A 26,144-nucleotide genomic window follows, 5' to 3' on the forward strand; every position below is an offset into this window, starting at 1 on the left:
GAGCCGCCTGTAATTTAATTTGACAGCTTCCTTCTAGGAACGGATTTGATTTAGTAAGAGCGACCATTGGCTCAGCGCTTGAGGATCAGACGGCTGGCTCTTTGCAAGCAAAACAACGCCATCTTCAACCTGAAGCAGCCCGTACTGGTTTTCAGCGAGGAGTTTTTCGATTTGTGGAACCGTCGTGCTGAGTGCCGATCGACTGTCAGGAAAAGCTTTGCTGTACTCGGCAAGTTGCCAAATATCCGCGATCGCATAGTCCACTGAAATCTTCTCGCCCCGGTCATCATAAAGCTCGACTCGTGGCAATCTCACGACTGCCCGCCGCGTCGAGACTTGCGGAATAATGTATGTTGTCGCAGAGACACTCACATCGCTCGGAATTCGTTTTAGTAAAGTATTGATATGGCTGGCGTGTTCCCACTGCCGTGTAATCGGCACAAACACCCACGGACGAATTGAATCTGGAATGATAAATGACAGCGATCGATTCGGATTGCTGGTCAAAATCACTACAAATGACAGAACAATGCACGCTTTCCAAAATTTCTGAAACTTGGGTGTAAACCGTTCTGGGTGAAGCGACCACCAGAGGATCGCGCCGTAGAAGATGCCCGGAACCACCGCGATCGCGTAGCGCAATTGAATCGAAAGTGCGGATACTCCCTTCTGCGACATCAGCGACAGAAGCGGAAAGCCTGCCACGACCCAAGATACTCCCGAAACGGCAGGGACAAAGGCAAGTGGAAGCCAATGACCCACCAGATAGCTAATTCTGCGATCGAGGGGTAAAAACACGCTCGATAAGAGTTGTCCGGGATGAGTAATCATGCCCCACAGTACTTCCAGCGTCGAAGGACTGGGCGAATCAACATACTGTGAAAACCGCTTTGCTAAATACAGCCGCGAACTGTCGGGTGCGAGGTTCGGCAAAATCGCATTGGTGACAATCATCATGTAGCTAAAACTCACCACGCAAACCGCCGCGCCAAGCCACACATGGCGACGGCTCAGCATCAGATACACGCCAATCCCAAACAGAATAATTCCCGCTTCTTCTCGAATCCCCAAAATCAGCACGGCACAGACCCAAAACCAGATCCAGCGCTGCTTTTCCAGTGCTAGCAGTGCGCCAAACGCAAATAAAGGAATCTGACAGTGTTCGTAAAAATTGGCGAGCGTGGGACTAACGACCGCGATCGCGCTGTAATAACTTCCGGTAATCCACAGCGATAGTTGCGGTGCGAGGTAATGACGGGCTAAGGCATACAGGACTAATCCGCCTGCTGTCATCAGTCCCACTTGCAGCACGATGAGCGTGACCGGATGAGGGAACAGCGCGTACAACGGCAGCCACAGCAGAAAATCTAAAACAAAATGCTGTCCTAGATGGACAAATGCAACCGTTGGCGTGACTCCATCTTCTAGCGTTACAACTGAGTTTGCCGACGTGAGCGAGCTTTGAAACCATCGCCCATGCAAGTTATTCCAGAACAACTGATTAAACAGTCCCTGATCATAGGATGTGTAGAACGTGAAGTAACGATGAATCCCGATCAGCAGGAGGCCGCAAAAGAAAATTGTGGCAAGCAACACGGCTCGCTGCACGCCAAGCCGATCCTGTTTGAGTAAAGATCCAAAAATAGCCGGAAGTTTCAGCGCCGCCATAGAATCGCTCTATCGATGAGTTGTGCCGATTGGTTGTAGGCAACTATACCGTAATTCATTCGCCGAAAGAGAGGACGCTAATGCGCTGTCAATTAAGTGCGTTGTTAATCAGGAGAGCCTACGGCAACGCTTTGCAAAGAGGGACGAACAAGTAAGAAAAACTTTATCCCTCATCTCTTCTCTATCGTGTTGTGCCTATGAGCATTCAAGGTTTGCGCGATCGCATCACACGCCCCCCCTACTCCGTCTTCGCTGCTAATCACTTGTTGAATCGCGGCGGCATTCTTGGCATAGCGCGAATTACCTAACACGTCCCGCAGTACGTTAACCACTCGCTCTGCCCGATAGCGGATACGTGGAATGGTACGCGACGTTCCCAAGCGTTCTAAGCGGGCAGCGTTATCTGGCTGATCGTGACTATACGGCATCACAACGGTTGGACAGCCTGCTCTGAGCGCTTGCGCCGTTGTGCCGATGCCGCCTTGATGTACCACAACACAGGCACGAGAAAAAATCGCAGAGTAAGGCGCATAATCAAACGCAACAATATCTGAAGTTAGTCCGCTCGGTCGAGGATTCTTGCCAATCAGCAGAACGGCACGACGATTTAATCGCTTCGCCGCTTCGATGCTTTCGCCATAGAAGTTTCGGGGGTCAAAAACGGCTGCTGAACCTAACGTAAAGACGATCGGCGGCTCTCCCGCGTCTAAAAACTCTTTTAGTTCTGGAGTCAGTTCTGAGTTGCCATCGTAGAAGACAAACCCTGGCTGAACCGTGCTTGCTGGCCAATCCGGTTGCGGAGCCGCAAACACCGCAGAGAATAACGCTAGAACAAGATAAGGCGAGAATTTGCTTGTCGTAATTGGATTGCCGACAGGAGGTAAGCCGAGTTCTTGGCGCAATTGCTGCAACGGTTTGCTCCAATTCCAAGTGGCGAGATTTGCAGAATCAATGACTCGGCGCGTTACGACTGGAGGCAGCGATCGCAGGACTGTTAGCCCTGGCAATCCTGGAAAAACGGGCAGATCGTAAGCCGAGAGAAACGAAATGGGCGATAACTCCGCGATCGCCCAAGGAATGCCTAACGTCTCCGCCACCGATCGAGCTGGGTAAACGACTTCGCCTGCAATGATGAAGTCTGCATTCTGCGCGGCAGCGAGCAAATCAGCATAGGTTTCGCGTACGACGCTCATCAGTCCCTTCACCACAGACTCAGTTCCAGTTCGGGTGTCCATCAGTTGTGCCATTAATGCAGGCTCACTTTCCGCCGCGTTATGAGGACGCATCGCACCAAACTCGAACCCCAACGCTTCAATCGTCGGACGGTATTCTGCATGAGTGGCAACGACGACCTCATGACCTCGTTCTTGTAAACCCAAGCCGAGTGCAATCATGGGATGAAGATCACCGAGCGATCCGATCGTCGCTAACACAATTCGACTCATTGCCTTATCTCCTAATCGTTCGCTGCCTTCACTTCGCAAGTCTGACGGTCTTCATCTTAATAGTTTGCATGAATGGCAACACTCAAAGCGCAACTCACCGTACACCTGCACGTTGCATCTTCACAAACGAAACACCTTGACAAAACCTAAAGCCTACCTGATGAAATCCCCACAAATTTACCATCTGCTGCTATCTTTGTTGGGAACAACTATCACGAAAAATAAATACAATGGGAGTCACGTATCGGCGGATTCTGCTAAAGCTTAGCGGGGAAGCTCTAATGGGAGAGCTTTCATACGGGATTGATCCTGCCGTCGTCAATGGCATTGCTGAAGAAGTTGCTGAAATCGTCCAAAGTGGAGTCCAGGTTGCGATCGTCGTCGGCGGCGGAAATATTTTTCGAGGCGTCAAGGGTGCAGCCGCTGGGATGGATCGCGCCACCGCAGACTATATCGGCATGATCGCGACCGTGATGAACGCGATCGCCCTGCAAGATGCACTCGAACAAATTGACGTGCAGACGCGGGTACAAACTGCGATCGCCATGCAAGAAGTGGCAGAACCTTACATTCGTCGCCGCGCCATGCGTCATCTCGAAAAAGGTCGCGTTGTCGTGTTTGGCGCAGGGTCAGGCAATCCGTTCTTTACCACCGACACTACCGCCGCCCTTCGTGCCGCCGAGATTGGAGCAGATGTCTTATTTAAAGCTACAAAGGTAGATGGAGTCTACGATTCTGACCCGACGAAGAATCCGGCAGCAAAACGCTTTCAAAGCCTAACCTACGCTCACGTTCTCACTAACGACCTGAAGGTTATGGACAGCACTGCCATCTCTTTATGCAAAGATAACGATATCCCCATCATTGTATTTGACCTCTCGGTGAGAGGAAATGTTCGTCGGGCAGTGATGGGTGAATCGATCGGAACGATTGTCGGAGGTTCTTGTGAAGTTTGCTGATGTCGAAGACCATATGCAAAAGGCGGTCGAAGCCACGCAACGGTCTTTTAATACCATTCGGACAGGTCGAGCGAATTCGAGTTTGCTCGATAAAATCGTAGTTGAATACTACGGTGCGCCTACACCGCTGAAGCAAATGGCGAACATTTCTACGCCAGATGCTTCGACGATTCAAATTCAACCGTACGATCGCAGCAGTTTGAATATCATCGAGAAAGCCATCTCGTTGTCAGATATTGGTCTAACGCCCAACAACGATGGCTCGAACATTCGGCTGAACATTCCCCCGTTGACGAGTGATCGTAGAAAAGAACTTGTGAAGCTTGCTGCTAAGTACGCTGAAGAAGGGAAAGTGTCGGTTCGCAACATTCGCCGGGATGGTGTGGACGCGGTGAAGAAGCAGGAGAAAGCAAAAGAAATTTCTGAAGACGAATCGAAAGATTTGCAGGACAAAATTCAGAAGCTAACGGACAAGTACACGGCTGAAGTCGAACGGGTTTTAGCTGACAAAGAGAAAGACATCATGACCGTCTAACTAATTTTGTTGATTCGTTGAGATGCAACATTGAAAAAGCGATCCAATTTCTTGGATCGCTTTTTCATAGCTAAAAATGTTCACTGGAATGGTTACTCGGATACGATCGCGCTTCTTAAGCTTTGGCAAAACTCCGCGATCGCAGCCAATCCTGCTTTTGGTGTTCCTTCCGATAAGCGCTTCACAAACGCGCTCCCTACAATTACTGCATCCGATCCCCACTCCATGACTTGGTGGGCCTGGTCGGGTTGAGAAATTCCAAACCCGACACCAATCGGTTTATCTGTCGCTTGTCGCAGTTCTAGAATCAAATCTTTCACGCGAGATTGCATCTGGGCACGCATTCCAGTCACACCCGTCGTGCTGACGAGATAGATAAATCCTTGAGACTGTTGCGCGATCGCGGCAATTCGCTCTGCCGAGCTTGTCGGTGCAACCAGCAGAATTAATTCAATTCCATAGTCTTTAGCGGGTTTTAGCAGCGCGTCTGCTTCTTCTAACGGTAGATCAGGAACCACTAATCCTTTTGCACCCGCTTCCGAAATTTCTTTGAGAAAGCGTTCAATACCGCGATTCAGGATCGGGTTGTAGTACGTGAAGAGGATAATCGGCGATCGCAGATCGGGTGTTACGTCTTTTAGCAACTGAAGCACATCTTCGAGGCGCGTTCCTCGTTGCAGCGATCGGGTTGCCGCTGCCTGAATCACCGGGCCATCCGCCAACGGATCGGAGTAAGGCACACCCAACTCGATTAGATCAGCTCCACTGCGATCGAGCACTCGTAATGCTTCTGCCGTCGTCCCCAAATCTGGATCGCCAGCCGTAATAAAGGGAATCAGGGCACATCGAGCGTGATCTCGAAGCTGCTCGAAGCATTGAGAAACTGAAGTCATGGCTATCCTCTAGAAAGCGTAGATCAGTAGGGTACTGTAAATTTGCTCCTAGACATACCCATTCATTACGAACCCGGCTTTCCTTTGCGTTCCTGCTCAACCTCCGCCTGAAGCTTTTCTAGCTCTTCTGGCGTCAGTTCTTCTAGGCGCTTCTGAAGCACGGCGTCCTCGTAATCTTTTAACTGCTGGTTGTAAGTCATATCTTTGCTGACCACACGGAACAAGTAACTGGCTAGCCAGCCCACCAATCCGCCGACCAGCAGTAGTTGGCTCCAGATTCCAGCGCTAAGACTATCGATACCCGCGCCTTTCAGCAGAAAGTAGGGCACTCCACCCGCAAGGAATACCCCGATTGTGATTGCGATCGCATCAATTCGACGCATTGACGTTCCTTATGCCTCAATCTGACGACGCTTTGGTCTGAAATTGAGAAACGGCGAGAGCGCAAACAGCCCCGGAAAGAAGAAAAAGACCATGAAGTACATAAATGCTCGTTCAAATGAACTTGCAACGTACCAACGCTTCTGTAGGTAGAAAAATAGAATCAGGGGCACTACCAATAAATAAGTACCACCAAGCGCTAAGTATAAGAGAGCAACAAGCATAGCTGTACTGCTGTAGCAACTTTCCTATCGTACCGTTTTTCAGGGTAAGGAATCTTTACTGAACCGCAGAATGCTGAATTTTAGAGCCTAGAGACTGCTGCGATCGACAAAGCCAAGCCCCGAAGGATTGCTCAACGACGTGGATACTCGTAACGAATACTCGTAAAAAGTTGATAAGTTGCTCAATTAATGGTGAAATAAACAAGGTAAAAGCTCAGCCTTTGTCCGAAGTCGACTTACGACTAGCAATAAGGAAGCCGTGTGCTGACTCTTTGCTTGTCTGAAGCTCGGTTCTGGTACTTTAGCTGAAGCAAACTTGGGGGCGTGGCGGAATGGTAGACGCTACGGACTTAGATAAATTGAGCACCTGAGCAGAAATGCTCTGTGTGAATGGAGTCAAATTCGGTGAACGCTTTAACCTGCCAACGCCGAGCTAAGCTCTAGGTCAATACGTTGTCTCTCAGATAGCGCGTTGCTAGAGAAAGTGTAGAGACTAGACGGCTCCTACCTGACTGGTGCAGTGCGCTAAAAGGTAAAGGCATAGTCCAGACTACAAACACGCTTAAGGTGAAACCAACTGAAAGCGTGGTAGTGAAAGCTACAGTAGTAAGAAAATCCGTTGACCGCAAGGTCGTAAGGGTTCAAGTCCCTTCGCCCCCATATAAACACTTAAAACTCTTGAAACTCTGAACTTTTTACTGTGAAAAGTTCAGAGTTTTTACTACTCCTGCATTTTTAATTGTTCTTTAACCTATCTCTTACGGAGATTTACGGAACAAGCACAGCAGCAATGTAGTCAGGCTTTTTACATCGCAATAGCAACTGTACTTCCATCTAAGCTGTGAAATGAGGATACAAAAATTGTGGGACTACAGGGATTTGCTAAATTTCATGAGCTTCTTAAGCATAATCACCACCCAGCAATGATGGGCTTTGGAACCAAGATTTGTGCAGGAGACATCAATCGATTTGCTAGTAGAATTAAGCTCGCTAAAAACTTCCGAAGTATCAATCTTGATGAGTATTCGCCATTAACAGTCCTAGGGTACGATGCTTTCTTTCAGGTCTTTCTAACGCATTCTGCCCTAGAAAGATTTCTTGAAATTTCAGCAGTTCAACTAGATGAACTTGAGGCTTTGATGATGCCATACAAGCCAGAAGAAGTTATTCAGAAGTTCGTGGAAGAAGACAAAAAGAAGTTGTTATTTGATTTTTTACACGAGCGGTTGAATTTCAGGTTGAGAAATAAATTAAGTGATTGTCGAGACTTGAGCAGTTGCAACGTGGCTTACATTTCTGCTTCAATTCGGCACATTTTCGCTCATGGTCACTTGTGCGCTCATTCTAAAAGGATGCAGCCGAAAAATGTACATATCATTTGCACGGCAGTTTCGGATTTTCTACTGAATTTTATGGAAGCCGAATTTGCAAAGAAGATAGAGAACTATCTCGAAGTATTAAGCAATAACCAGACCGATAAAGCTATGTGATACGAGGGTTTAGCCGAATTGTGTTTGATCGCAGGCTAATCGGGTCGAGGAGAGTGTTTCTCCGTACGCTCCCATATGATATGTGAAACCTTTAAAGCTTTGATTTCTTAAACGGTCGGGATTTCAGAGTTTTTGTTTAAGTCGTTTCACGATCGAGAATCGCATCGAGCAGTACCTCTGCGCCAAAGCGAATTGGATCGGTGCAAGGCAATCCTGTTTCCTCTTGAGCCGTTGCGATCGCGCCCGCTACCTTATCCTCATTCAAATGGTTTCAACACTGCTAACCTCCAAGCTATAATTGGTGGTCATACAAGTACGCTCTTGCAACGTGGAGTGCTTATGACCACTCGCTTAGAGGTTGAATCGGCGATCAAGCAACTGCCAAAAGAAGAAGCCCGCAATCTTGCAAAATGGCTTCAGGAATACCTTGATGAGCTGTGGGATCAGCAAATTGAAGCGGATTTGGCGTCAGGTAAGTTGGATCGCCTGATTGCTCAAGCCGAAGCAGACATAGCAAACGGCAATGTGAGAGATTTGGGTGAAGTCCTTCGCAACAGCTGATTTTTGGAAAGCGTACGCTGCATTGTCACCCGACATGAAAGAGCAAGCGCGGAAAGCTTATAAACTTTGGAAGGAAGATTCACTTCACCCCTCGTTGCATTTTAAGAAGGTCGGTAAGAAACTTTGGTCTGCTCGTATCAGTGGTGACTATCGAGTTCTGGCTTTGAAAGAGGGTGACGATTACTATTGGTTCTGGATCGGTGAACACGACGAATATGAGAGCCTTTTGAAATAGTTGTAGCAAGCCATAAAGTCGTTGGAGTGCCGATTTGAGGACTTTGCGCTTCGTTACTCCAGAAGTTTAATGATCAAGATTTCGGAGTTTTTTTGTCTAATCCCCTTCACGGTCGAGAATGGCATCAAGCAGTACCTCTGCGCCAAAACGGATTGGATCGGTGCAAGGCAACCCTGTTTCTTCTTGAGTGATTGCGATCGCACTCAACGCCGCATCCTGATCCAAATGCGCCGTATTTAAAGCAACTCCCGCTACTTTTGCTGGAACAAACGATCCTCCAGCTGCCGCTACTGTTTCATACACCGTCACTACATCCTTGAGCGGCGGAATCGATACATGCGAAAAGTTGCGAATCTGGAGTTGCCCAGCCCGATGCACCAAGATCAGATGAGTAGGTTGACTTCCCCGAAGTAACGGCAGCGTCGCAGTTGACGCAGGATTAAACAGAGATCCCTGTCCTTCAATGTGCAAAATCTCGTAATTTCTCCCGTGGCGCATCACCAACTGTTCCACGGCTCCTGACGCAAAATCGACTCGGACGGCATCTAGCGCAATCCCATCGCCTGCAATCATGATCCCTGCCTGTCCAGTGCCCAGGAAGCGCGATCGCAGTCCTCGCTTTTGCCCGACGTGATCGAGTGCCAAACTGGTAGACATCTTGCCGACGCTCATATCGGTTCCCACCGTGAGAACTCTTCGACAGGGCAGCGATCGCGCTTGTCCGCTTCCCACGTTTAAGCCCAGAGGTTCTTGTCGAACATCCCAAATCCACTGCCTCGGTTGAAGCAATTCTTGAAGCTCGGGAAGGTCAGCTAGACGAGTATGCAAGCCGTTCACAATTGATAAGCCCGATGCGACGGCTTGCTTCAGTTCGGGTAGCCATTGGTCGGGCAATGCTCCGCCAGAGGGCGCAATGCCGATCGCAAGAACGTTGGGTTGATAGGCTAAAGCCTCAGAAACTGAGGCAACAATGGGCGCATCACAAGCAATATTCGTCAGCGATCGCAGCGATCCATGCGCACAGTCTTGGTCAATCACCACTGCGATCGCATCAGAACGAAACCGAATCAGTGCCAGTCCCGTCTTTCCTTGGGTTCCCCGAATTCCTCCGTTTAGGAGGACAGCAATGCGATCAGTAGACTTCAACATTGGGTCTACGGAGTCGTATCATCCACATTGAGACGCGGCATTCCCATGCTGTAGTTCAGCACGCGGCTATTCAGGTTGTAAGAAATCTCGCCCTTATTGAGCAGCGATCGTACAAGATGTTCGAGATCCGATCCAATTTTGCGTAGGTTATACTCGGTCAAATCTTGTCCGTCATACGACTCAACGAGATCGTCAAATTTGCGATACACCTTTTGCAAAGCGTCATCGTTCCAGTTCAACTCATTGTCTGGATCAACATCCAGCGTCATTACGTTATTGCTAGGAACTAGCTCGTTATCTTGCACTTCTGCTGTGAAAATATGGATGTGACGCGTTGTGGACTTAACTAATGTCATAGGTCAAACTAGCTTTTCTTGGCTCTTCTCTTGCAATTGTAGTTGCACTTTTGACCGATCACGTCAGCCTACTAAAAGCGAACCTAAAATTTTCACTCCCCATCTTTAAATTCACCCAACCGATCTTTTAACTCCATCCCTCAACCCTCCTTCACGTCCATGCCTAAAGTCTTAAAACTCCTTTTCATCCGCCATGCCCAATCTCAAGGCAACGTTGAAAAACGGATGCAGGGACATGAGGAGTTTGAGTTATCGGATCTCGGCAGACAGCAAGCCGAAAAGTTATCAAAACATTTATTAGCTGATTCTTGGCGTCCGAGTCACGTTTACAGCAGTCCGCTCAAACGTGCCGCTCAGACAACCGAAATTTTGTTATCGGGGTTTCAATCTGCAACCTTGCCCTCAACGGTGAGCGATCTAATTGATTCCGCCACCGAAACCCCGCCAGAAGATAAACCAATTCGTCGTCCGATCGTGCTGAAATACGCGGAAGAACTCAAAGAATTTCAGAACGGCGTCTTCAAGGGTCTGACTTGGGTAGAAGCACAATCTCGCTATCCCGAGTTCTGTCGCAAACTGGAAGCGTCCTCGGACTGGATTCAGATTCCTGAGGCAGAATCGCTGAAAGACGCTCGCGATCGCGCTCGAAAATTTATACAACGTTTACTAAATCTTCACAAAGATGGAGATCAAGTTTGGATCGTAAGCCACAGTTGGATTTTGCAGCATTTAATTGCAGAATTGCTAGGCAGCGATCGCTCATGGCGACTGCGCGCCGGAAATACCGCCTTATTTGAATTTTGGCTCGATCGATCGCGCTGGAATTTAGATAACCAAAACCGCTTTAATACTGACCTCTGGCAGATTCGGCGCTTCAACGACAACCGTCATTTGCACTAGGAAATGGACCTCTAACGTCGCGGCAAAAAATTATTTCTGCATTTTTTGCGAGCTAATCTATACTTCATTCGTGTCGCGGTTCCCATTTCTCATCTAGTAAAGTCAAATCAAGCGATATATTATCGTATTGGTTCCAAATGCAGGGTCTTTTCATCGTTTACTGCTAAATTCATGATTGCGAATCCAGCGAACGACATCCTTCGACAGGCTCATCAGGGCAGTGTTGCAGCTATCATCCAAGTTCTCAATGACAAACTCGCGGATTCGGGAGTGCGAACTCGCGCTATTTTTGCAAACGGCGTGTTGCAATTGCTGTGCGAAGCACCGACCGCCGAACAATTAGATCAAACCTATTTAATCGATCGCATCCGCCAAACTCTCGAATCAATTTCTCCAAAGAATATTCGGCGGGTCAATATTAATTCCCGGATTGTTCGTGAGCAGCAGCTTCTTTGGCTAGATGAGATTCATCGCGATCCTGATGGACAAGTGCTCTGGTCAAAAGAAATATCGCTTAAGTGCAAAAATATTTTTCGCCGGAGCGCTGAAGAGTGGCGCGAAGCGTTTTCTTATAAAGACGATTTTCGGAAGCCGCTATCGGTTCAAGCTGCCCGTGAAAAGCGCCTATTTGCTAAGGGGATCTTTGGCGGTTTAGGAATCAGTGCTGCCGTGTTAGCAGCAGGCTGGGGTGTCTATTCTTGGCAAACTGGAAGTTTTCCCCAATTGCTCCAGTCTAAGTTAGCGATCACGGCGCAGAAGTTGGTTCCTGCATCGGACAGAGCCTCAAGCGATCAGGGAGTGAAGAAGTCCAATCTGGCCCAAGATCCGTTTGCTGTTGCGGTTCGGCTAGCTGAGAAAGCCTCTAAAATGGGTACAACTGCTCAGACGGCTCAACAGAAACAGGACGTTGCGAAGCTGTGGGAACAGGCATCTGAGTTGATGGCATCTGTTCCTAAATCCGATAAGCGGAGCGCGATCGCACAAGACCGCACCGTTCTCTACCGCAAGTACAAAGAATCTACTCTAGAACGCTTGAAGTAAATGCTCCTCTAATCAATACTGCGCCCTCGAACCGTTTTTGCTCGACTAGGAACGGCGACGGGCGCTCTTTCAAGAGTGCGTTCTTGAATGTGGTGAACCTGGAAGTGGCTTTGCCACATGGCGGGCGCATCCAGCGTTTCTCCGCCGTGTTTGGTGAGTCGCTGCCTCACTTTACACAGTACTGGGGTATTGACACAGGCTCCCGCCACAATGATTTGCCCCTTAGTTAAAGCAGGCAATTCTTTCAGCAAATCGCGCCCTGCGGCTTCAACTCCATATTTCAAACTATCTTGATCGACTGGATTTACAATTCGCATAATGAACTGACTCATGCATTGGGACAGCACATCCGAATCTAGTTTTCCAGGGCGTTGAGTGATGAGTCCCACCCCTAGCCCAAACTTTCGACCTTCGCTAAGAATAGTGCGGATCACTGCTTTACAGCGCGAAGGTTCGTTAGAAGGCGCGAATCGATGGGCTTCCTCTAATAGGATGAAAACTGGGAACGGTAAATAATGTTCGTCTGTTTTGGCAATTAGTTCCTTGTGAGTGTTCATCCGGGCTTGGTTCGTCTGCCGGAGAACGGCGGCGCAAATGACCTGCTGTTCCTCCTGGCTGATCTCATTCATCTGTAGAACCGTGACTTGCCCCGGTTCAAATAATTCTTTAGGTCCAATGCTGTGTTCTAACGGGTGGAAGTACTGCGATCGCTCTAGCCGCTCTAATTTCCACTCCAGCGCAGGAGCCGACGAACCAGATTTCTCATTACCATCATCATCGACTTGAATATCGGCTTCTCGCACCGCCGCAATTAAGTCTTGAACGCCCCAGCGATAGTCCCCTTTCTTGTGTCGCTGCAACAACCGATAGGCTTTGTTAAGAATCGATTGTTGACGATCACTCATCTCGGGCAGCAGCGTCAAGACATCGTAATAATCCAATGACGACACCCGAATTCTAATATCATCTGGCGTCATCACTTTTACCTTTGGCGCATAGCCATCGGGTGTTTGAAAACTAGGATGCCCTCGCATGTCCGTGAGTGTTCCATACTCACCGTGCGGATCAAAAATTAGAACTGCTGCCCGGTTATGCGGCAACAGCAGTTCTTCGACCAAGACTCCTGCGGTATAAGATTTCCCCGATCCTGTGCCTGCCAAAATCGCCATGTGCGTGCTAACCAGCTCTTTCACATCAAGCGCGATCGGCACGGCATCTCCTTCTCTTAGCAGCAAGGACCCAATGTGTGCGGCTCCTACTTCCCTCGGCTGCTTGCGGTTAAGAATGTGCCGCAACATATCATCGTCTGCTAAATGCACCTTCGCCCCTGGATCAGGCGTTTTGCGAGGATTCATAAAGCCCAGTGCGGTGTGAAAATAGCCAATCACATCAACGCTGACTTCGTAAATCTCAGGATTGGCATATGTAAATCCGACAAGCGCCGCGATCGCTTCTGGGCTAATTTCTGTATCTGCAAAAATACGGTCAGGTAAGTGATCAATCAATCGCCTATCCGAGATTTTGCCCAAAATTTTGCGCGGCTCTCCAGCTTCAGAAACTTGGTAGTATACATACTCGCCAATCTTGACATAACGATTGTCCGATGTAATGAATACATACTGATTGCCGTTTTCACCCGGACCTTTGACCGTGCCAACGACGCCAGAAGAAGGGGAATGCTCTCTGCTCATGGGCAAAACCGCCTGCTGTAATTCACCTAATGTCCGTTCAAGTGTACTATGTCAACGCCGAAAGAACGAATAAAGCCAACAATTTTCGCCGCTTTATTCTCACGTCCTACTTCGCTTCATGCCCTGTCTCTCCCCGTCGCCTACACCTCCTGACTTTATTTTGTCTTTTAGGTTTTCAATCACGCGAATTTACGGATACTCTTCATGTCTGCACGCGGTAACCTGAAAGCAAGGAGCATGACTAAAGAGGCGTAGGTAAAAAGGTACCAACTTTAACAATGCCAACTTTTCTCTAGTCGCTAACAGCTACTTTGCCAGCCTGACTTGAAGGTGAGTTGACTCGAAGGTACTGTAAGCACGGGCATATGACAGGATGCAAGCAAGAATTTCGCGATCGCAGCCAGAATTGCAAGAAGTAATAGGACGAGTCATGGACTCCCTAAATCCTAGAGAAGACATTCTTCTCGTTCAATCTGATTATGTACCTTTGCTATCTAGCTATCCCGTCGAGCCGACGGCATCGCACTCATTATCGAGTCCGTCTAGCCATAGCTCATTAGAGGTGATGGCAGCGCGACGGCTGATGCAAGTTGTAGCAACCGCTGCGCCTGTGTGTGCCTTGTTTAGCCTTGCAGAAACGTTAAGCCAAACCTTTAGCGCAGCAGGGTGTGTTATTTCGGTGCAAGCAAGCTCTACCGTGTCTGAGCAGTTGATCTACTGGTTTTCTAATTCGCAGATCGCCACTACATTGCCAGAAATCGTATCTCATCACCATGCGATTAGTGCGGAAGGCAATCTTGAAAAAATCGCAGCCAGATTTGAGGAATCTACTGATGTATTTACTCTAGAGCTACAGCATGGCGACAGCTCAGGAACACTAATTAGTCTAGCAACTCAGTGTCAAGGTCAGACGAATGCAGTAGTTAGCTTATTGCGAGGCTCCCAAGGATCGCTCATGTCAGTTTCTGATTGCTCGCCTGGCTACTGGACAGAAGCTGAAGTAAATACGTTCAACACGATTGCTGATCAAGTAGCCGTTGCAATTTCGCAGATTTTATTGCAGCAACGAGTTCACAGGCAAGCTCAGTACCAAACGTTACTGCGACAAGTTACGTTGGCGATTCAAAATTCTGCTGAACTGCCACAAATTACAGAACTTGCCATTCGAGGAACTGCACAAGCGCTCGGAGCCGAACGTGCATTCTTATTGCGATTGAAGTATTGGGATCCTAGGCAAAGCTTGCGAATTGTCGATCGCGTTCCTCCAAAAGCAAGAGTGATCGTCGACTGCCACTGGCAGCACAGCTCGTTAGAACTGTCTAGCTCGGAAGGCTTAGAGGCGGTACTGCCGTTGAGCCAATCGTTTTGGGCGTCGGAGTGTGTGATTTGCCAAACAGCCCTCAACAGCACAGAGGAATTTCTCACCTTCTCAAACAAGTCTGCTTTTCCGGCGCTGACCGAGACGACTAGCATCGCTCCGATCTTCGATCCTGAAACAATGGCTTCTTTGATGCTAGTTCCGCTTGAGAGCAAAAGTCGCCTACTTGGGTTCATTGCATTGCAGCAGCGTCAACCCCGGACTTGGCTGCAAGAAGAAGTCGAACTCGTTGAATTGGTCGCGGCTCAAGTGAGTTCAGCAATTTTGCAAAAAGAGACGCTTCGACAAGTTGAATCACTCGTTGAGGAGCGGACAGCTCAGCTTCAGCAGAGCTTAGAGCTTCAAGCTAAGCTGTACGAGATTACTCGTCGGCAAATTGAGAAGCTACGGGAAATGAATCAACGAATGGATGAATTTCTCAGTACGCTAAGTCATGAACTGCGGACACCGCTTACTAGCATGATGCTGGCAATTCGGATGCTGCGGGAAGCAAATTTATCGCCAGAGCGGCGTCAGCAGTATCTCAATATTTTGGAGCAGCAGTGTGCCCAAGAGACCAGCCTGATCAACGATTTATTAGCGCTGCAAGAATTAGAAACGAAACAGGTTGCCTTCCAGTTTCAGCAAGTCAATCTTAATTCAGCGATTCAAGATTTGGTGCAATCGTTCCATCAGCGTTGGGCGCTTAAGGGTCTGAAATTAGAAATGGACTTGCCGCCGCGATCGCCGAAGTTTAATACAGATGTAGCGAGCTTTAACCGAATTTTGTTGGAACTGCTGACCAACGCTGGAAAATATGCTGATCCGAATAGCACTATCTTCCTGAAAATATCAGGGCTGCCTGGACAACGAATTCAAGTGATGTTGTCAAATACTGGCTCTGGTATTTCTGAAGCAGAGCTACCTCATATTTTTGATAAGTTCCGTCGCTGTCAAGGAATGACAAAAAATGCGGTTTCAGGTACAGGCTTAGGGCTTGCTCTAGTGAAGAGTTTAGTCCAGCACCTAAACGGAACAATCACAGCCTCAAGTCTGCCAATGGATGGGTCTCAATCTTACGAAACCTGTTTTACCATTTTGTTGCCGCAAAACCTTGACCTTGGTGAGTAAAAATAATTTGTAATTCGTAGCTGATCAATACCGTGGCAATGCGGTGAATGATCTAGATTAAAGCGGCTTCCCGTTTGATCGTTGCTGCGGCAAAGCGTTGAGCGATCCTTCGGAGCTTGGCAACGCCAATCGCTAATCCGTACCCTGTTGAGGTGATGCAGAGTGTGAAATCACACTTTAGAGTGCAGCTAGATTGGGGATTTAACCCTCGACCTGCGAGTTTTGTATCTCGAAGGCTTGGCAATACGATCAAATTTGACTACAAATTGCCCGCCTTGGTTGGGTATAATACTTGAAGTTATGTTACAAACCACGGCTGCACCCCAATCGTTACGCTGGCAACGGCACTCATCATCTCCACTGGCTCGGCAGGTGGACATTTCGAGGGCGGTAAGTAAGCTTGCCTACTATTTGTGGTGCGACCATAACTCGACAACGCTTTCTTCAGCTCATCGAAATCGCCGTGCTCAGTGGCTAGTTGGTACGTTGCTTGATTTAGGTCCAACGTTTATTAAACTGGGGCAGGCGCTTTCGACTCGCGCTGACCTGCTGCCGCTAGAGTATGTCAAGGCGTTAGGGCGGCTTCAGGATGGAGTACCGGGATTTGACCCAGATCATGCGATCGCGATCATTGAGTCAGAGCTTGGCAATCCGCTTCAGACGTTATACCAGGAATTTGAGAAGACTCCGATCGCGGCGGCCAGTTTAGGACAGGTGCATCGCGCTCGACTTCATACCGGAGAAGAAGTTGTTGTCAAGGTTCAGCGTCCGGGGTTAGAGCAACTATTTGAAACCGATTTTCAAGCGCTGGGACGATTGGTGAACCTGATCACGCGCTTCTTTCCCGTAGCGAAGCACTACGATCTCAAAGCGATGCACCAGGAGTTTTTAGAGCTTCTATCGCGTGAGATTGACTATGTTCAGGAAGCGATGAACGCCGATCGCTTTCGTCACAATTTTGTCAATCATCCCCGCATAGTGGTTCCAAAAATTTATCCTCGCTATACGACTCGGCGCGTGCTAACGATGGAGTATGTGCCGGGAATCAAAGTCAACGATCGGCAAAGCTTGATGGCGATTGGGCTCGACCCTAAAGAAATTAATCATTTAGGTATTTGCGCTTACCTTAAACAATTGCTGCAAGATGGGTTTTTCCAAGCCGATCCGCACCCTGGAAATATGGCGGTTAGCTACGATGGTAAGCTGATTTTTTACGATTTCGGCATGATGGCAGAAGTGCAGCCAATTAATCGGAATCAAATGGTTCAGACCTTTTTTGCTGTGCTGAAGAAGGACACCGATCAGGTGATCCGAACGATGATTGATATGGGCTTGATCGAGCCGACGTCTGATATGGCTCCCATCAAGCGAATTGTCAGTGTTTTAGTCGAGCGATTTGCGGATAAGCCGATTGAGATGCAGGCATTTAAGAGCTTGAGAAACGAGTTATACACTGTGTTTGAGCAGCAGCCGTTTCGCCTGCCCGCCAAAATGACCTTTATTGTCAAAGCCTTGACGACTTTAGATGGTGTGGCGCGAGATCTTGATCCGCAGTACAACTTGCTCGCTGCCGCTAAGCCATTCGTCAAAAGTTTGGCAACTCTTCCCGCGTCGCAGGGGGGAGGAATGGGAGAACTGGCGCGACAAGCAAAAAGTTTTGTAACGTATCAACTGACAAAACCCAACTCGACGCAGCAAGCTATTCGACGGCTAGAAGAACGGCTAGTGCAGGGAGAATTGCAGATGCAGTCGCAGCTGGTGGAGCGCGATCGCTCGATCAAAGTCCTCAAGCTGACGCTCAAAACACTGATTTATGGCTCTCTGACTGGGTTCTCATCTCTCATTGGAGTTCTACTTCTAACCAATGCTTCGTATGCAGGCGGCGCGGTGGCAGCATTCATCATTGCAGCAGTGTCGGGGGTGATGCTGCTTAAGTCGTTCATTCACGTTTTACTCCAAGAACGAATTAATCGATTGATCGATCAGTAATTTTCCAGAAATTCACTTTAGGGTGTAGAACAGATCAAGAACAATTTGACGTTTTTGCATCCGACATATGATTGCTGCTTCCGGTCGAGGGTTTTGGCGGTTTTGGATCTTTGCGTTTTTGGCGGGTTGGATTGCGATCGCGGTGGCGGCGTGCAATCCCCAAGACTTTAAAACGCAAGCCGCACAGACCACCCAAATTGTTGCTCGGATGGGATCGGGACCAAAAACGTTTAACTATGCAATGAACGATTCGTCCCCCAACATTTTTGGTTATACCTACACAGGACTGATTGATACAACAGGTGCGGGAGTGCTAGAACCTGGCTTGGCTGAGTCCTGGAAGATTTCAGACGATAAACTCAAATTTGTCTTTACGCTGCGAGATGGGCTGAAGTGGTCAGACGGACAGCCATTAACCGCAGACGATGTAATTTTTACGTTTAAAAATATTTACTTTAATCCTAAAATTCCGACAAATGTTCGGAGTGTTTTTGCGATCGGTGAATCACGAGCTTTACCTGTTGTGAAGAAAGTTAGCGATCGTCAAGTTGAATTCACGTTACCAGAGCCGTTTTCTCCGTTTCTGCGAAGCATTGCTCAGTCTGCCATTTTACCGGCCCACGCTTTACGAAGCGCCGTTGTTGAGAACGATCCGAAAGGGAACCCAAAATTTATTTCAACGTGGGGAACGGGAACGAATCCGAATGAGATTGTGGTGAATGGTCCTTACCGAATTGCGGCTTACAATCCCAATCAACGAATTGTTTACGAGCGCAATCCCTACTACTGGCGTAAAGATGAACAAGGTCGCCAGCTTCCCTACATTGAGCGAGTTGTGTCGCAAATCGTTGAATCAAGTGACACCGCGCTGATTCAGTTTCGGTCGGGGAGTTTAGATGTTTTGGATATTGGTCCAACATCCTTTCAGCTACTGAAGGCAGGAGACAAGCGAGGAAACTTCACCATTTACAACGGCGGAACTTCGGCGGGCACTTCGTTTATTGCATTTAACCTGAATCAAGGAAAACGCAATGGTAAACCGCTCCTCAACCCGATTAAATCTCGCTGGTTTAATACCGTTGAGTTTCGGCAAGCCGTTGCTTATGGCATCAATCGTTCTGCCATGATCAACAACATTTACCGAGGATTAGCAGAACCTCAAGACTCTCCGGTTGCAACTCAAAGTCCTTACTATTTGTCTCCTCAACAAGGCTTGAAAGCGTATGACTATAATCCGCAAAAGGCGAAAGAATTACTAAAGTCGGCAGGATTTAAATACAATGCTCAAGGTCAACTTCTAGATTCGGGCGGCAATCGAGTTCGGTTTACCATTAATGGCAACTCTGGAAGTCGGACGGTCGAAGCCCTGCTTTCGCAGATTAAAGGGGATTTGAGCAAGATTGGAATTCAGGTTGATGCACAAATTATTGATTTTGGGACTTTGGTAGAGAAGATTACCAATAGTTTGGATTTTGATTGCGTCTTTTTAGGCTTTGGCAATGATGTCGAGCCAAATAGTGTGGCTAACTTGTGGCAGCCTGACGGTGAATCTCATCTATTTAATCAAAAGCCTTTAACTGGAGAGCTTCAAGGGCGAGTGGTTGCCGACTGGGAAGCCGAAATTGGTAGCATATTTACTCAGGCAGCGAGAGAATACGACGAAACGAAACGCAAAGCGCTGTACGTCAAAATGCAGCAAATTGCTCAAGAAAAGCTTCCTTTGATTCACTTAGTCAACTCCTTAACGTTCTCGGCAGTGCGAAACACGGTTAAAGGGGTTGAACTATCGCCATTGAGTTATGAACAAACGATGTGGAATGTGGCAAAGATGCAAGTCATTGAAGATAAGTAAATCGCGTCCTTTGGTGGTATTTGCCTGTTATGACAGTTGAAGAGTCAAGGGTTCAAAGAGGTTGGCGTTGGGTTTGTGCGATCGCGCGGTTGGCAAAGCCAAGCTCCAGAGGATTGCTAGCTGCATTTCTGTTTGCGATCGCGCTTTTGCTTCCATTCACATTAGCAAGCTGTAATGCTCAAGATTACAAAACTCAAGCTGCCCAAGTTTCTCAACTCGTATTAACAGCGCCGAGCGATCCCCAAACGTTTAACTACGCCAACAATCAATCCTTTCCGAATATCTTTCTCTTCACCTATGCAGGACTAACGAGAGAGAATGGATTGACTGGCGAATATGAGCCAGATTTAGCCGAGTCTTGGACGATTTCTGAAGACAAAAAGCAAGTTGTTTTCACCTTAAGACCTAACTTGAAATGGTCGGACGGAATGCCATTAACGGCAGATGACGTGATTTTTACGTATCAAGATGTGGTCTTCAATCCTGATGTTCCAACCGATATGAAGGATGGAATTCAGATTGGCGTCAACAAAGTGTTTCCAAAGATTCGCAAGCTAGATGAACGAAGAGTAGAGTTTACATTACCCGAACCGTTTGCGCCGCTGATTGCCGCGACAGCAGGACCAACGGGCATTTTGATTATGCCGAAACATGCCTTAGAAGAATCGGTGCGATCGCGCGGGAAAGACGGCAATCTTAAATTTATTTCGACTTGGGCAGCCAATACTGATCCGACTCAAATTGTCACGAATGGTCCTTATCAACTAGAGGCTTACGTTCCAGGACAGCGAATGATCTTAAAGCGCAATCCCTATTACTGGCGAAAGGATGAGCAAGGCAATGCATTACCCAAAGCGGAGCGAATCATTTGGCAAATTATTGAAAATCAAGATACCCAATTGCTGAAGTTTCGCTCAAGAGAACTCGATGTTATTGGGGATGTTCGCCCATTACGCCCAGAGTATTTTTCGCTGTTGAAAAAGGAAGAAAAGCGAGGCGATTTTAAGGTCCACAATGGCGGTCCTTGGTCGGGTGTGCTGTATATGGCGTTTAACTTAAATCAAGCGACCAAGGGGGGTAAACCCATTGTTGATCTTGTTAAATCCCGCTGGTTTAATAATCTTGCTTTTCGCCAAGCCGTAGCTTATGCCATTAATCGAGAACGGATTAACAACAATATTTATCGTGGATTAGGCGTTATTCAAAATTCATTTATTTCGGTTCAAAGCCCGTTTTTTCGGTCTCCAAAAGATGGGCTGAAAGTGTATAACTATGATTTAGGAAAAGCCAAAGACCTGCTTAAAAATGCAGGCTTTAAATACGATGCAAGGGGTCAACTGTTTGATTCTGATGGTCATCGTGTCCGATTTACCTTGACCACAAACTCAAATAATTTAGTCCGGGTTGGTATTGGCGCTCAGATTCGACAAGATCTCGGTAAGCTGGGAATGCAGGTTGATTACAGCACGGTTAACTTCAATACTTTGAGCGAGAAATTGAGTACATCTCGCGATTGGGATGCTCACATCATCGGGTTTACGGGTGGGTTAGAACCTCATGGGTTAGCCAACTATTGGATGTCAAGTGGAGCATCTCACTATTTCAATTTAGCGCCACAAACAGGTCAACCTGAGCTTAAAGGATGGCAAGCGACCGAGTGGGAAAAAGAAATCGATCGGCTCTTTATTGAAGGAGCTAGAGAACAAGATCCCCTAAAACGGAAGAAAATTTACGGGGAGTTTCAAGAGCTGGTTCAAACGCAGTTGCCCGTTATCCTTTTAGTGAATGATTCTGCATCAATGGCGGTGCGCGATCGCGTCGATGGCTTGAAATATTCTGGGCTGCCAAGCTGGGGCTTGTGGAACATTGAAGAACTTGGAGTCACCCAGCAAAAATAGAGTCCCTTTAAAGAATCCCCTGTGAAAATGGGTTGTGGCAGACTCTGGGATTTGAAGATGCGATTTGAAGAACTGCGATCGCGTAAGGTAAAGTCTTATTAGCAGGGAGACAAAGCGAATTGCATGCCTCGTCCTGCAAATGATTTGTGCGACGACCTGTGACTTCTTCGAGAAATTGAAGATTTCGGTGCGCAATTGTAGGTGCTCATCGCACATAATGTGGGCGGTACTGTGCCAATTCTGTCTCTGGATAGAATCAATTTTGTAACAAAACGTTATCCTGATTAGTTACGTACATCGTTAAAGCCCAACTCGCTTTTACTTTTATAAAAAATAAAATCTATGCACCTTGCACTCTGGCCCGGAAATGTTTATCCACTGGGCTCATATTGGGATGGAAAAGGAACTAACTTTGCCCTATTTTCGGAACATGCAACGGGGGTAGAACTCTGCTTATTCGATGCATCTGATCAAGAAACCCGCGTGGCACTAAAGGAAGTTAGTAACTTTGTTTGGTACGGCTACATTCCAGGAGTCGGACCAGGACAGCGCTACGGCTATCGAGTACAGGGACCTTACGAGCCGGAAAACGGACATCGGTTTAACCCAAACAAACTATTGATTGATCCCTACGCCAAAGCGATCGATGGGGATGTGGGTAATGGTCCCGAACTGTTTGGCTATAGTTGGGACGATCCCGCAGAAGATCTGTCCTTCTCGGAGTTAGACAGCGCGCCCTTGATGCCGAAGTCGGTGGTGGTTGATCAATCGTACGATTGGGGAAATGACACACTGCTTCGGACGCCTTGGCACGAGACAATTATTTACGAGGTGCATGTCAAGGGCTTTACAAAACTCCATCCAGCCGTTCCGGAAGAACTGCGGGGAACCTATGCTGGAATGGCACATCCTGCCGCGATCGAGCATCTTCAGCGACTCGGAATTACGGCGGTTGAGTTGATGCCCGTGCATCACTTCTTGGCATATCCAGGCTATCTCGCCGACAAAGGACTGCGGAACTATTGGGGATACGATTCTGTTAACTACTTCGCGCCCTATTCGGGATACTGCGCAAGCGGCTCGCTAGGAGAGCAGGTTAACGAATTTAAGGACATGGTAAAAGCGCTGCATAAAGCGGGCATTGAGGTGATTCTAGATGTGGTGTATAACCACACGGGTGAAGGCAATCATCTCGGTCCTACGCTGTCGCTGCGGGGCATTGATAACCGCAATTACTATCACACCGTGACGGACAACGAGCGGTACTACATGGACTTCACCGGATGCGGCAACACCCTGTTTATGGGTCATCCGCAAGTGCTAAAGATGGTGATGGACAGCCTGCGCTACTGGGTGACCGAAATGCACGTAGACGGCTTCCGGTTTGATCTGGCATCGGCATTAGCGCGAGAGTTATTTGAGGTGAGCAGCCTTGCCGCGTTCTTCGATATCATTCATCAAGACCCGGTTCTAGCGGGTGTGAAACTAATTGCTGAGCCGTGGGATGTAGGTGACGGCGGCTACCAAGTGGGTAACTTTCCGGTGCTGTGGTCAGAATGGAACGGGAAGTACCGCGACACGGTGCGAGATTTTTGGCGCAGTGTAGACAGTACCTTAGGCGAGTTTGCGTACCGACTAACCGGCAGTCCTGACCTATATTTTCAGACGAATGGACGCCGCCCGAATGCCAGTATTAATTTCATCACGGCCCATGATGGGTTCCCGCTCCGAGATCTGGTGAGCTATAACGAAAAGCACAACGAGGCAAACGGTGAAGAGAACCGGGACGGAGAGAGCCACAATCGCTCGTGGAACTGCGGAGCCGAAGGAGAAACAGATGACCCAGAAGTGCTGCAACTGCGCGATCGCCAGCAGCGCAATTTCCTCACCACATTGATGCTGTCGCAAGGCATTCCGATGATACTGGCGGGAGATGAATTAGAGCGATCGCAGCAGGGCAACAACAATGCCTATTGTCAGGATAGTGAAATTTCTTGGCTGCACTGGTCGCTAGAAGAAAAGCCTGATGGGTTTATCAACTTTTGCCGAGAGTTAATTTATTTCCGGCGTCAGCATCCGGTATTTCGGCGGCGCAAATGGTTCCAAGGTCAGTCAATTCGCGGAACGGAAGCAGATATTGGCTGGTACAACCCTGATGGCACAGCGATGACGCAAGAGCAGTGGGACGTGGGGTACGCGAAGTCAATTGCGCTGTTTCTCAACGGCAATAAAATTCCAAGTCCGGGTCCTCAAGGTCAACGCATTAGTGACGATAGCTTTTTGCTATTCTTCAACGCTCACTACGACACGATTGAGTTTACGCTTCCAGAAGGATTCCAAGCGGATCAGTGGCAGATGTTGATTGACACGAAGGAACCCCGGTTTGTGACCGACGATCGCATCTTTACCGGGAATCAAGCTGTCCCTGTGATCGGTCGGTCGATCGTCGTTTTGCGCCAGTTGCAGTAGATCCTTCTGCTGATTCAAATTCCGTCTGTAAATCATCAATACACCAGCATCACCTCCAAACATCTGAATATGGACATGCAAGTTGGCGCTCGTTATCTGGGCAATGGACAGTGTAAGTTTACGGTTTGGTCGCCCAACGTCGAGGCAATGTCGGTGCAAATTGTGTCTTCGGCTCAACAGATTCCCATGCAGCGATCGCAGGGGGATTATTGGCAGGTAACGGCAGAAGACATTTTGCCAGAAACGCTGTATTTCTACCAGTTAAACAATCAAGACGCCCGGCCTGATCCCGCCTCGCAGTCGCAACCCCAAGGAGTACATGGTCCGTCTCAAGTAATTGATCATGCGTTTGAGTGGACAGATCAGGACTGGTCAGGTGTGGCGTTAGAAGACATGATCATCTATGAATTGCATGTCGGTACATTTACACCTGAAGGAACATTTGACGCAATCATTCCGCACATTCAAACGTTAAAAGAATTAGGCGTCACTGCGATCGAGTTGATGCCGATCGCTCAATTTCCGGGAGAGCGCCCGACAGATGATCCCGCTGCTTATCGAAACTGGGGCTACGACGGCACCTATATCTACGCCGTGCAGAATTCTTATGGCGGCGTGAACGGACTCAAACGATTGGTGGATGCTTGTCATGCTCAAGGAATGGCAATCCTGCTTGATGTGGTCTACAACCATTTTGGACCAGAAGGAAATTACATCAGTCAGTATGGTTCCTATTTCACCGATTCCTATCGTACGCCTTGGGGAAGTGCGGTCAATTTTGATCACGTTCATAGCCATCACATTCGCAACTTTTTTATTCAAAACGCGCTGTACTGGCTGCGAGAATATCACCTGGATGGGTTACGGTTAGATGCCGTTCACGCCATCTATGATTTGGGCGCAAAGCATATCCTGGCAGAACTTGCGGAAAACGTGGAGGCGCTTTCACAAGAACGGGGACGCAAACTTTATTTAATTGCAGAAAGTGACGCCAACGATCCCCGGGTGATTCGTCCCATCGATCGGGGTGGATATGGCATGGATGCCCAGTGGAGTGATGACTTTCACCATGCGCTTCATTCCCTGGTGACGGGGGATAAGATTGGTTATTACCAGGACTTTGGCAAGTGTGAACAGTTAGCTAAGGCGTATCAAGATAGTTTTGTTTACGACTGGAAATATTCGCCGCATCGTCAGCGATTTCATGGTGATGCCTGTCACGATCGCCCGTCGAGCCAATTCGTGGTGTGCATTCAAAACCACGACCAAGTTGGTAATCGGATGCTAGGGGAACGAATGTCGGAACTGACGTCGTTTGAGGGATTGAAATTAGCGGCTGGTGCGCTGATCCTTTCACCGTTTATTCCGCTTCTATTTATGGGAGAAGAATATGGAGAAGAAGCGCCGTTTACTTATTTTGTCAGTCACTCCGATTCAGACTTGATTCATGCGGTGAGAGAAGGTCGAAAGCGAGAATTTTCGGCGTTCCATGCTCAAGGTGATCCTCCTGATCCCGAATCAGCAGAGACGTTTGGCATGTGCAAGCTGAACTGGGATAAACGCAAGGAAGGAAAACATCGTGCGCTGTGGTTGTGGTATCAGCATCTGATTGGATTGCGCAACACGGTTCCTGCGCTAGTGAATCGCGATCGCACTCACCTAAAAGCAGGATTTGATGAAGAGAAAAGGCTGGTTTGGTGGTGTAGATGGAGCGAAGATAATCAAGTATTTTGCCTGATGAATTTCAATAAAAATGATGTGGTTCATGCCCCTAACCTGCCAGAGAGCGGTTGGGGAAAACTTCTTGATTCTACCGATAAGAAGTGGATGGGAGACGGCTCTCAATCACCAGAAAAGTTAGACCCAGATCAAGAATTGACCGTGCGATCGCAGAGTTTTGTGCTTTACCAAATCTAACGC

Annotated in this window: 23 protein-coding genes; 13 read left to right on the top strand and 10 right to left on the bottom strand. The window is 48.1% G+C overall.

From position 1 onward, the window contains the following. Positions 1–33: 33 nt before the first annotated feature. Positions 34–1,668 (bottom strand): DUF2079 domain-containing protein, encoded by a 1,635-nt coding sequence (locus AC5I6P_RS13380; RefSeq protein ID WP_495694263.1) that lies wholly within the window; start codon positions 1,666–1,668, stop codon positions 34–36. 170 nt (positions 1,669–1,838) lie between these two features. Then, entirely contained in the window at positions 1,839–3,113 is a 1,275-nt protein-coding gene (locus AC5I6P_RS13385; RefSeq protein ID WP_495694264.1) for a glycosyltransferase, read from the bottom strand. 230 nt (positions 3,114–3,343) lie between these two features. Here AC5I6P_RS13385 and pyrH point away from each other — a divergent pair, with 230 nt between their 5' ends. Next, positions 3,344–4,072, top strand: a complete 729-nt coding sequence (pyrH, locus tag AC5I6P_RS13390) for a UMP kinase (protein ID WP_495694265.1) — start codon at positions 3,344–3,346, stop codon at positions 4,070–4,072. After that, complete coding sequence (gene frr / locus AC5I6P_RS13395) at positions 4,059–4,607, top strand: ribosome recycling factor (protein WP_495694266.1); 549 nt, start codon at positions 4,059–4,061, stop codon at positions 4,605–4,607. Before pyrH ends, frr begins: the two co-directional genes overlap by 14 nt. A 92-nt stretch (positions 4,608–4,699) precedes the next feature. On the opposite strand, the gene trpA is transcribed toward frr, so the two are convergent. The 3 genes from trpA to ndhL all read right to left on the bottom strand — a co-directional run bounded on the left by trpA (position 4,700) and on the right by ndhL (position 6,105). Then, on the bottom strand, positions 4,700–5,500 hold the full coding sequence (gene trpA / locus AC5I6P_RS13400) for a tryptophan synthase subunit alpha (RefSeq protein WP_495694267.1): 801 nt from the start codon (positions 5,498–5,500) through the stop codon (positions 4,700–4,702). A 65-nt stretch (positions 5,501–5,565) separates the two neighbouring features. Next, on the bottom strand, positions 5,566–5,883 hold the full coding sequence (locus tag AC5I6P_RS13405; RefSeq protein ID WP_495694268.1) for a DUF3007 family protein: 318 nt from the start codon (positions 5,881–5,883) through the stop codon (positions 5,566–5,568). A 9-nt stretch (positions 5,884–5,892) separates the two neighbouring features. Beyond that, entirely contained in the window at positions 5,893–6,105 is a 213-nt protein-coding gene (gene ndhL / locus AC5I6P_RS13410) for an NAD(P)H-quinone oxidoreductase subunit L (protein WP_162424593.1), read from the bottom strand. 863 nt (positions 6,106–6,968) lie between these two features. On the opposite strand from ndhL, the gene AC5I6P_RS13415 reads away from it, so the two are divergent. Further along, positions 6,969–7,595: a hypothetical protein gene (locus AC5I6P_RS13415; protein WP_495694269.1), complete on the top strand. Its 627-nt coding sequence runs from the start codon at positions 6,969–6,971 to the stop codon at positions 7,593–7,595. 136 nt (positions 7,596–7,731) lie between these two features. Here AC5I6P_RS13415 and AC5I6P_RS13420 read toward each other — a convergent pair whose 3' ends face one another. Continuing rightward, on the bottom strand, positions 7,732–7,860 hold the full coding sequence (locus AC5I6P_RS13420; RefSeq protein WP_495694270.1) for a hypothetical protein: 129 nt from the start codon (positions 7,858–7,860) through the stop codon (positions 7,732–7,734). 74 nt (positions 7,861–7,934) lie between these two features. Here AC5I6P_RS13420 and AC5I6P_RS13425 point away from each other — a divergent pair, with 74 nt between their 5' ends. Both AC5I6P_RS13425 and AC5I6P_RS13430 read left to right on the top strand, forming a co-directional pair. Further along, entirely contained in the window at positions 7,935–8,156 is a 222-nt protein-coding gene (locus AC5I6P_RS13425) for a hypothetical protein (protein ID WP_495694271.1), read from the top strand. A 34-nt stretch (positions 8,157–8,190) separates the two neighbouring features. Continuing rightward, a complete protein-coding gene (locus AC5I6P_RS13430) occupies positions 8,191–8,391 on the top strand; it encodes a ParE family toxin-like protein (protein WP_495694272.1) in 201 nt (66 codons plus the stop codon). Between the two features lie 96 nt (positions 8,392–8,487). Here AC5I6P_RS13430 and AC5I6P_RS13435 read toward each other — a convergent pair whose 3' ends face one another. Together AC5I6P_RS13435 and AC5I6P_RS13440 are read right to left on the bottom strand one after the other, a co-directional pair. After that, positions 8,488–9,540 (bottom strand): N-acetyltransferase DgcN family protein, encoded by a 1,053-nt coding sequence (locus AC5I6P_RS13435; RefSeq protein ID WP_495694273.1) that lies wholly within the window; start codon positions 9,538–9,540, stop codon positions 8,488–8,490. A 5-nt stretch (positions 9,541–9,545) separates the two neighbouring features. Further along, the gene (locus AC5I6P_RS13440) at positions 9,546–9,896 is read right to left on the bottom strand and encodes an NAD(P)H-quinone oxidoreductase subunit M (RefSeq protein ID WP_495694274.1); all 351 of its coding nucleotides are present in this window, start codon (positions 9,894–9,896) and stop codon (positions 9,546–9,548) included. Between the two features lie 159 nt (positions 9,897–10,055). Between AC5I6P_RS13440 and AC5I6P_RS13445 the strand changes: the two genes are divergently transcribed. Both AC5I6P_RS13445 and AC5I6P_RS13450 read left to right on the top strand, forming a co-directional pair. After that, positions 10,056–10,796 (top strand): histidine phosphatase family protein, encoded by a 741-nt coding sequence (locus tag AC5I6P_RS13445; protein ID WP_495694275.1) that lies wholly within the window; start codon positions 10,056–10,058, stop codon positions 10,794–10,796. A gap of 171 nt (positions 10,797–10,967) precedes the next feature. After that, the gene (locus tag AC5I6P_RS13450; RefSeq protein ID WP_495694276.1) at positions 10,968–11,837 is read left to right on the top strand and encodes a hypothetical protein; all 870 of its coding nucleotides are present in this window, start codon (positions 10,968–10,970) and stop codon (positions 11,835–11,837) included. A gap of 8 nt (positions 11,838–11,845) precedes the next feature. Here AC5I6P_RS13450 and AC5I6P_RS13455 read toward each other — a convergent pair whose 3' ends face one another. Next, positions 11,846–13,528: an ATP-binding protein gene (locus AC5I6P_RS13455; RefSeq protein ID WP_495694277.1), complete on the bottom strand. Its 1,683-nt coding sequence runs from the start codon at positions 13,526–13,528 to the stop codon at positions 11,846–11,848. A 373-nt stretch (positions 13,529–13,901) separates the two neighbouring features. Between AC5I6P_RS13455 and AC5I6P_RS13460 the strand changes: the two genes are divergently transcribed. Next, complete coding sequence (locus tag AC5I6P_RS13460; protein ID WP_495694278.1) at positions 13,902–16,016, top strand: GAF domain-containing sensor histidine kinase; 2,115 nt, start codon at positions 13,902–13,904, stop codon at positions 16,014–16,016. A 52-nt stretch (positions 16,017–16,068) separates the two neighbouring features. Here AC5I6P_RS13460 and AC5I6P_RS13465 read toward each other — a convergent pair whose 3' ends face one another. After that, entirely contained in the window at positions 16,069–16,260 is a 192-nt protein-coding gene (locus tag AC5I6P_RS13465) for a hypothetical protein (RefSeq protein ID WP_495694279.1), read from the bottom strand. A 56-nt stretch (positions 16,261–16,316) separates the two neighbouring features. Between AC5I6P_RS13465 and AC5I6P_RS13470 the strand changes: the two genes are divergently transcribed. The 5 genes from AC5I6P_RS13470 (at position 16,317) to treZ (ending at position 26,141) form a co-directional block, all read left to right on the top strand. Further along, on the top strand, positions 16,317–18,005 hold the full coding sequence (locus AC5I6P_RS13470; RefSeq protein ID WP_495694280.1) for an ABC1 kinase family protein: 1,689 nt from the start codon (positions 16,317–16,319) through the stop codon (positions 18,003–18,005). Positions 18,006–18,072: 67 nt separating this feature from the next. Then, positions 18,073–19,857, top strand: a complete 1,785-nt coding sequence (locus tag AC5I6P_RS13475) for an ABC transporter substrate-binding protein (protein ID WP_495694281.1) — start codon at positions 18,073–18,075, stop codon at positions 19,855–19,857. 29 nt (positions 19,858–19,886) lie between these two features. Further along, positions 19,887–21,755, top strand: coding sequence for an ABC transporter substrate-binding protein (locus AC5I6P_RS13480; protein ID WP_495694282.1), 1,869 nt, complete (start codon positions 19,887–19,889; stop codon positions 21,753–21,755). Positions 21,756–22,097: 342 nt separating this feature from the next. After that, entirely contained in the window at positions 22,098–24,224 is a 2,127-nt protein-coding gene (gene glgX / locus AC5I6P_RS13485; protein WP_495694283.1) for a glycogen debranching protein GlgX, read from the top strand. Positions 24,225–24,293: 69 nt separating this feature from the next. Continuing rightward, positions 24,294–26,141 carry a malto-oligosyltrehalose trehalohydrolase gene (gene treZ / locus AC5I6P_RS13490; protein ID WP_495694284.1) on the top strand — a complete coding sequence of 616 codons (1,848 nt, stop codon included), beginning with the start codon at positions 24,294–24,296 and terminating at the stop codon, positions 26,139–26,141. The last annotated feature ends 3 nt before the right edge of the window (positions 26,142–26,144 follow it).

The sequence above is a fragment of the Myxacorys sp. genome, from assembly GCF_059501405.1.